Below are 7,587 nucleotides of genomic sequence, written 5' to 3'. Positions count from 1 at the left end.
GTTATAGTCTCGTGGGCTCGGAGATGTGTATAAGAGACAGGCCGAGAAGCGGGCCGTCAGGCCACCCAGCGCGTTGTCGAAGTCCTTGCTCTGCTCGGCAAGTTTCTGGCTGTCCACGCCAAACTCGCCCAGGATGCGCCGGCTTTCCTCTTGCGCGGCAAGGTAAGCCGGTAGGTTGTCCAGCACCCGGTTCAACGCCTCCGGGTCCATCCCAAACCGCGGCGCCAGGGCGAGGGCCTGATACCGCGGCATCTTCGCCAGCACCGGCAGGAGGTCGTTCACCGTCGCGGACAGGTCGCGCAACTGCCCGTTGGCGTTCCGGGTCTGGACCCCGTAGGCGTTGAGCAGGCCTTCCGTGCCGGGGTTGGTCCGCATGGCGCGGGCCAGCCCCTCCAGCATGTCCTTGCCCTGTCCGGCCTGCAGCCCGACCTGCTGCGCGGCATAGCCCACCGCCTGAAGGGACTCCGCCGTCGCGTGGGTCCGCTGCGAGGCGTAGTACAGGTCCTCCATCTGGCGCGCGACGGTCGTGACCATGACGCCGACGGCAGTGGTCGCGGCGACGGCGGCTTTCGCCAGCCCGATCACGGGCACCGTCACCTTGTCGACGCCCTGCTCGAACTTCTTGAGGCCGCGTTCGTCAACGTCGAAGCCGAGCCCGACCAGGAATTCGCGGATCGTCTCAGCCATTCCCGCGCTCCCGTTTGGTGGCTTCGTGCACGCGCCAGTCGTTCTCGGCGCGCATGTCGAGGAAGTCGTTCATTTCGGCGATGTCGGCGAGGTCGAGCGTGCCGTCCTTGAGGGACTCGTACCGGCACATGCCCTCGCCCGCCGGCCGCAGCAGCCAGCCCCGCCGGCCCGGCAGCGACACGAGAGTCGCCGCCGTCTCCGGGACCGTTATTTCCCAGCCGCGGGCGGGGCGACGGAAAAAGACGCGAGGCTCTGTTCGAGCACGCGCCACACGATCTGCGCCATGAGCGGCAGAGATTCCGCCACTTCGGGGAGCATGATGTGCCCCTCGGGGGTGCACAGGTTCGCCCACCCGACCTGCCCCTGCCGCGCCCACTTCACCTTGGACAGCGCCGTGACGACGACCATGCGCCGGTCCTCGCGCGGCATGGCGGCCAGGGCCTTCGCGAGCGGCGCCAGCACGGCGGACGGCTCGCTGTCGAGCAGCGCTTTCACACCGCCCTCCAGGCCCCCGCCGCCTCGGAAGACGCGGGCGATGGCGTCCGCCGCACCCGAGAGGACCGGGGCCAGGGCCACGGCAACTTCCAGTTGCTCGAAGGCGTTCAACTTGCCGGCCTGAAACGCCGTGTCGCCGATCTGGAATTCCATGGCTTAGAACCCCGTCATGCTGGAGAGGTTGGGCGTGCCGCCGCCGAGCTGGACCGTCAGGACGCCATCGAATTCCCATTCATTCATCTGGCCTTCAATGTTGTAGACGACGGTCGGCGCCTTGCGGAACGCCGCGCTGGTCAGCGTCACCACGTCGCCCCGGTTCGTGTCGCTGAAGGCGATGGTGTTGCCGCCCCAGTTGGCCGGGCTGGCCTTCTGGAAGTTGTACATCAGCGACAGCATGGCGTTGACGGGGCTGGTCTTGAGCAGCCGGACCACGGCCCGGCCGGGGTTCCCCGCGCGCAAGCTGTGCATCGGGGTGCCGTCCGCGCCCATCACCATCGTGTTCTTGTCCTCGCTCGGCTCGACGGTGATTCCCTCCGGGGCCACGCCCGCCGAGTTGCCGATGTTGATCGCGCCGCCGGGGCCGACGATGGTGCCCTGGATCGACAGGAAGCTATAAGTGTTCTGTGCGGCCATTTCTTAGAGCCTCCTGCGAGTTACTGGTTGACCGTGACGGAAATCGCCACGTCGTGCACCGCGCCGGCTTCCTTCGCCATGACCTGGATGGGCACGGACTTGCGCGCGGCGCGGTCGGCCTGCGACTGCGAAGCGATGGGCGGCACGTAGACGTAGTAGCCCTTGGGCAGCCAGTCGCCCTGCTGGTACTGACCGAAGCCAGCCGAGTTCCAGACGCCCGGCGCCAGGAAGCCGTTGTTCACCGCCTGCGCGCACACGGCCTCGATGGTCGTGCCGATCAGGTGCATGCCGGCGTCGGTCTGCGGGACCTTGGTAGGCGTGGTGAAAAGCAGGTTGAACACCGCCGTCTGGATGGACGAACCGAACCAGTCGGCGTTCCAGATTTCATCGATGAAATGCCCGCTCGCCAGCTTCCCATTAACGGTGATGGCCGTGTTGTTGTTGAAGTTGGCGTAATAGTTGTAGTTGTTCGCGTCGAGGGCGGCGGCCTGCGTGCTGTTGAGGCTTTCCGCCACGACGCCCGGCTGCTGCTTCCACATGAACGTGATCGTGGTGGAGGCGCCGTTGTAGTTGACGGTGCAGCCCTTGCCGAAGATGCCGCAGGCGGCGAACGGCGTGGTGCTCGACCACTGCGCGAAGGACCGGTTGTACTCCAGAGCCGCCAGCAGCGCGCCCAGGCTGGTCGTGTCGCCCGGCAGAAGCGCCGCCGCCTCGCTGGTCACGACGCCGTAGAGGTGCCGGTTGCCATTGCCCTCGATGTAGGCGGCGACCGCAAGGTGATCCGCCTGCGTCAGGTTGGCGTTGCCGTCGGAGCTGCCGAAGGTCAGGCCGTACCAGTCCGCGAAGACGCTCTCGATGGCCTGGACCGCGGCGAGCGGGGATTCGGCGTCCGCGCCCGGCGCGGCGTAGGAGCCGGACGTGGTGGTGCGGCCGCCCAGCGTGGCGCTGATGTCGGTGCCGCTGCCGCCCGACAGAGTGGAGCCGGAGACGGTGATGGCGGAGGACGACTTCGCCAGCGTGTAGGAGGCGCCCGCGGTGCCTGTGGCCTTTGCGACGATGTAGAGCGTGGTCCCGACGACGCTGTAGGTCATCGCCGAGAGGTTGGCGTCCGCGCTCGACGACAGGGCCGTCAGCAGGTTCGCCAGCGTCGCGGCCAGGGTCGCCCCGATCTGGACCTGACCGGCGCTCGGCGCGCCCGAGACGAAGGTGACGGCGGTGCCCTTGATCGTCAACGTGTCGTTGGAGCTGGGCTGGCCCGAGAACGCCGCGCTGCCGATGGCGGCCGGCGCCTGCAGGAAACCGAAGGACGAGTCCGCGCCGCTCGTGCCGCTGGCGAAGCTGAAGCGGCCATAGACGGAATCCCAGGTCGCCGTCGAGCCGGTCGAGGCGCTGTTCAGCGCGGTCGCGATGGACGACGCCACGCCGTTCAGGTTCGTGGCGGCCGAAAAGTTCAGGCCGCTGATGTTGCACGGCACGCCATCAATGTAGGTCAGGAAGGCGCCGGACGTGATTGCCGTCCAGTTGCTCATGACCTGTTGGACCGCCGGCAGCGTCGCGCCGACCAGCAGCGCCGGGGCGTCCTCGCGCACCCAATAGCCGATGTACAGGCGCGTCGGCTGGGGCTGGGCGGCGAAGAAGATTGCCGCGGCCTCGTATTCGGGCGCCGAGGTGCCGAAGTCGCCGGCCACGCCGTTCAGGCTGGAGTACAGCCGGTAGCGCTCGCGGGCGTCGATCACGCCGGGCGTGTCGCCGACGATCAGGAGGCTGTTCAGATCCGGCCCCTGCGCCGCGGTCGGCGTGATCTGCACGCCCACCGAAATCAGCTTGGACACGGGGAGGGTGTTCGCCATGGCGGGCGGCTCCTACGAATTGGTGATGGTCACAGGGACGGTCAGCGTCCGGCCGGCGGGGTCGCCCGACACGATGGTCGCTTGGCCGGACAGCAGGTTCAGGACCGGGTAGCTGCGCTGGACGGCGCGGCCAATGGTGACTGGCAGGTCGACCCGGTAGAGCCACCGCGCCTTGAGCAGCGACGGCACGGTCTTGAGCGTGCCCGTCTGGACCAGCGCAAAGCCGGCCAACTGCAAGGGCTCGCTGTTCTGCGGGATCAGCAGGTTGTCGCGCAGGAGGGCCGCATGGGCATCCGCCTGCCCGTTGACGCCCAGATCGTAGACGCTGACCAGCAACTCCAGCCGCTCGTGCCGGGTCGCGATGTCTTGGCCGTCACCGCTGGGATCGTGGGTCACAGAGGCAAAGGCGTCCGCCGGGCGGTCAGTGATTCCGATGCTGGCCCACGCCTCGCCCGCATCGGGGATATTGGGCGGTTCAGCCTGCCAGCGGGGACGCACCATCGGGCCTTCGAGCCCGAGCAGCGGAGCAATCCACTGTTGCAGGAAGCGGCTCAACGCCTGCCCTTCGAGCGGCACGACGCCGCCGGTCGGCAGGATCGGGCCGCCGGTCGCGGATGTGTTGCTCATGCCGGGGCCTCCTGGGGCGGGCTGTCGACGAAATCGATGCTGGAGCAGTCGGCCTCCACGAAGCCGCCGCCGAACGCCGTCCAGTCCTTGAGGTCGCGGACGATGTAATGGGTGCCGGCCCACAGGATCAGGTCCGGCTGATAGCTGCCGGCCCCGTCCTTGCTGGCGCCGCGCAGCCGGAAGGCCGTGATGACCTTGATGGTCTTGGCGCCGGTCTGGAACGCCTCCTGGCGCACCAGCGAGTTGTCGCCGGTGGGCGAGATGGAGCCGTAGACGGGGCCGATGGTTTCCGTCGTCACGGTCGACTCGCCGAACTCGTTCACCGTTTCGGCTCGCCGGATCACCGTGAACGGCGTGGCGGCGAGGAGCGGGTCGAGCATGAGGCCGCTCATGTCGATGGTAGCCATCAGCGGCCCTTTCCTCGGATCACGTAGGTGATGGACCGGAGCAGTTGCCCCGTGTCCCACAGCGGCTTGGCGTCTGCCTCGGTGGCCTTGCGCCGGTAGCCGCTGCCCGCGCTTCGCTGCGCCCGGTTGGCGATGGTGACTGGGGACAGCGGCGGCTGGAGGCCATTGCGGATCTCCGTCTGTGCCGCGGTCGCCCCACGCTGCCCGGCTCGCGCCAGACCGCGCTCCACCCCCGCCGCGTCGCCGTCCAGGGCCGCGTCTGCGGCGGTGCGAAGTTCGGCGACGATCTGCGGCTTCTCCTTGGCGATCCCCGGCTGGAGAAATGGCCTGGCCGGGATGTTCACCTCGGGCGCGCCGAAGGTGTGGATGTAGGCGATTTCCGCGTTGGTGATCGGTTCCCCGGCCTGCCGCTCGGCATTTCCGGCCGGGACACCGACCAGGGCTTGGCGCCGGGCAAGCTGGCGGATGCCCTCCGTCACCTTACCGACGGTGTCCCGCGTGACACGCAAGCCGGACCTCATCCGTACCTCGGCCCGGTATAGGGTCCGCGCGGACCGGCCGCGTAGACCGGCCCCAGGCTCTTGGCCTTGAGCAGCTGCCACAGCCGGACGCCGTACTGCGTCAGGTTCCATCCGCCCGCGCGCTCGTCCGCCACCTTGCCGGCGTCGAAACTGGCGGACGCCGGGCCGACCGCCTTGCTCGTCAGCGGGCCGGTGACCGTGCCGGGCGCCCCTCCAGCCATCGCCGCGGCGACATTCGGAGCGCTCAGCGCGAGGTTGTGCGCGGTGAACAGCATGACGGCCAGATCAAGCTGGTTGCCCAGGCGCTTCGCGTTGAGCTGGGCATAGGCCTGGGCAGACCAGAAATCGAACTGGCCCTCCGGGAACGTCGTGCTATTGGCGAACTCGGGGAAGGCCGTGATGAAGGTCTGGTAGGTGACAGCCATACGGCCCTCCTATGGTCATGCAGATCAGACGTCGGCCTGGGTGACCTGCATCCCGACGCGCGGCGGATTGGCCGGATCGATGCGCTCCAGGCCGGAGCGGATTTCCTTGCGGTCGCGCGCCTCACCCTCGGCATGGCCGGGCTTGGCGTGGGCGAAGATCAGACCGGACCGGACCAGGGCGGACGAGGTGTTCTGCTCCAGCCACTTATCCCAGAAGTCCTTGGGGACGCCGGGCGTCAGGCCGAAGCCGCCAATGATGGAATGCTCCGCGGCCATGTTCTGCGGAACGGCGTTGCCCTTGACGACGACGGTCATCTCGTCCTGGCGGGCCATCATGGCGGCACGGAAGCCGCCGCCCATGACGGGCTCGGACACCTCCTCCATGGTGAAGGTGCGAAGCTCCAGCCCGTGCGGCAGCTTGCACGCGACGGTAACGGTCTCGCCCGCGGTGGCCGGCGGCGTGGCGTCGCTGGCCGCGGAGGCGGTCAAGACGTCTTCGGGGGCGCGGGACGTGCTGGGGGAATGCTCGCGGGGCGGCATGTGGTCCTCATGGGTTGGGAAAGGCTGCGTCGATGCTCAGGCAGGCGCCCGGCGGGAGGAGGTGCCGGGCGCCCGGTCAGCGCCGACCGGGGACGGGTCGATCAGACGCCGAGCATCTGGGCGATAGCGATGGGCATGCGAATGATCGCACCCCACGTGCCGCCCGTGACCTTCTGCTTGTAGGACGAGGCGTAGGGGATGATCTTGTGCGCCCGCATCTTCTCGTTGTAGGCGCAGTATCCCGTGTCCTGCCCCTCCACCTCGTCGGCGATGAGCTGGACAAGGTTACCGCCGACGACGCCCTGCGGGTTGCTGGCCGACTGGATGCCGTACTGCACCGCCGTGACGACGCGCAGGTTCGGGAAGTTCTTCCGCAGAAGATCGGTGACGTTCACGTTGTAGGTGTTCGTCGCCGTCAGGGCCACGGCGCTGCCGGGGTCCAGGGCCAGTGTCAGCTTGGATTCCTGCGTGATCAGGCCGCCGGACTGCGCGACCAGCTTCCAGAACAGCGCCTGAATGTCCGCATAAACCTCGTTGGCGGTCGCCTTGATGACACCGGCGGCGATCCACGCCACACCACCAGCGGCCTTGGTCGCCGGGGTGAGCGCCGCCGAGAGGTTCGGGTCGTTCAGGAGGCCGTAGTTCTGCAGGCCCTTGACGCCGTAGAAGTAGGTCAGGTTCGTGAATCGGTTGAGGGTCGTGGCCGCGGCGCGGTCGATCTCCGACACCCAGTTGATGCGGGCCAGACCGGCGCGCTCCAGCTCGCGCTCGCCGTATTCCTTCATCACCTGGAACAGGTAGGACTGACGCTGCGGCCAATTGGTGTTGGCGCCGGCCCGGCCGTTCTCGGCGAAGTCGCCATAGCTGGAGGCCTCGCCGGTGTGCTCGACCACCGGGAACATGGCGGTATCGTCCGTCCAGGTCCCCTTGCGGTTTTCGCCCAGGATCTCCGCGGCCTTGGTCGGGCTGAACAGGATCTCGAACACATCCGGGTCGATGAGCGTGGTCAGCATCGCCGGGACGGCGCTGTTCGGGTCGGTGCTCAGGCCCGGCTGCGCGTCCATCGCGATGGTGTAGTCGTAGCGGGCGCCGTCGTAGAGAAACCCGGTGGCGAGGGAATAGACCCCCAGCCGCTCGGCGCGCTCGCGGTCCGAAGCCCACGCGGAACGGGCTTCCTCCTGGGTCTGGAAACGAATGGGCATTGGGAAGCTCCCGTGAAATGGGCGCCGGCTCGCGGCGCGTAGGGGGTGGCCTTGCCGAAGGGCCGTGACGGCGCCCGGTCAGCCGATCGGGGTGGAGGTGATCTTGACCATCTCGCCGGCCAGCCCCGTGGTGCGGGCCTCCCAGCGGGTCTCGATGTTCCTGTCTCTTATACACATCTCCGAGCCCACGAGACTATAAC

10 protein-coding genes and 1 pseudogene are annotated in these 7,587 nt (G+C 68.1%); all 11 read right to left on the bottom strand.

Annotation, left to right across the window (positions count from 1 at the left end):
- Nucleotides 1–687: pseudogene (locus Q4I23_RS28320) on the bottom strand (phage tail tip lysozyme); the annotation flags it as partial.
- Nucleotides 680–868 carry a DUF6889 family protein gene (locus tag Q4I23_RS28315; RefSeq protein WP_498528419.1) on the bottom strand — a complete coding sequence of 63 codons (189 nt, stop codon included), beginning with the start codon at nt 866–868 and terminating at the stop codon, nt 680–682. The gene Q4I23_RS28315 and the pseudogene Q4I23_RS28320, both read right to left, overlap by 8 nt.
- A 26-nt stretch (nt 869–894) precedes the next feature.
- On the bottom strand, nt 895–1,335 hold the full coding sequence (locus tag Q4I23_RS28310; RefSeq protein WP_498528418.1) for a phage tail assembly chaperone: 441 nt from the start codon (nt 1,333–1,335) through the stop codon (nt 895–897).
- A 3-nt stretch (nt 1,336–1,338) separates the two neighbouring features.
- Nucleotides 1,339–1,815 carry a tail tube family protein gene (locus Q4I23_RS28305; RefSeq protein ID WP_498528417.1) on the bottom strand — a complete coding sequence of 159 codons (477 nt, stop codon included), beginning with the start codon at nt 1,813–1,815 and terminating at the stop codon, nt 1,339–1,341.
- Between the two features lie 20 nt (nt 1,816–1,835).
- Nucleotides 1,836–3,665: a DUF3383 domain-containing protein gene (locus Q4I23_RS28300; protein ID WP_498528416.1), complete on the bottom strand. Its 1,830-nt coding sequence runs from the start codon at nt 3,663–3,665 to the stop codon at nt 1,836–1,838.
- A 12-nt stretch (nt 3,666–3,677) separates the two neighbouring features.
- Nucleotides 3,678–4,292 (bottom strand): phage neck terminator protein, encoded by a 615-nt coding sequence (locus tag Q4I23_RS28295; RefSeq protein WP_498528415.1) that lies wholly within the window; start codon nt 4,290–4,292, stop codon nt 3,678–3,680.
- Nucleotides 4,289–4,699: a phage head-tail adapter protein gene (locus Q4I23_RS28290; protein ID WP_498528414.1), complete on the bottom strand. Its 411-nt coding sequence runs from the start codon at nt 4,697–4,699 to the stop codon at nt 4,289–4,291. The genes Q4I23_RS28295 and Q4I23_RS28290 overlap by 4 nt, the downstream gene beginning before the upstream one ends.
- Complete coding sequence (locus tag Q4I23_RS28285) at nt 4,699–5,208, bottom strand: hypothetical protein (protein ID WP_498528413.1); 510 nt, start codon at nt 5,206–5,208, stop codon at nt 4,699–4,701. The genes Q4I23_RS28290 and Q4I23_RS28285 overlap by 1 nt, the downstream gene beginning before the upstream one ends.
- A gap of 8 nt (nt 5,209–5,216) precedes the next feature.
- On the bottom strand, nt 5,217–5,645 hold the full coding sequence (locus Q4I23_RS28280) for a DUF4054 domain-containing protein (RefSeq protein WP_498528412.1): 429 nt from the start codon (nt 5,643–5,645) through the stop codon (nt 5,217–5,219).
- Nucleotides 5,646–5,669: 24 nt separating this feature from the next.
- A complete protein-coding gene (locus tag Q4I23_RS28275; RefSeq protein ID WP_498528411.1) occupies nt 5,670–6,134 on the bottom strand; it encodes a hypothetical protein in 465 nt (154 codons plus the stop codon).
- Between the two features lie 152 nt (nt 6,135–6,286).
- Nucleotides 6,287–7,387, bottom strand: coding sequence for a major capsid family protein (locus Q4I23_RS28270; protein ID WP_498528410.1), 1,101 nt, complete (start codon nt 7,385–7,387; stop codon nt 6,287–6,289).
- Between the last annotated feature and the right edge of the window lie 200 nt (nt 7,388–7,587).

Source organism: Azospirillum sp. UFLA03-27 (assembly GCF_059803775.1).
This window is presented reverse-complemented; position numbering and strand designations above follow the sequence as displayed.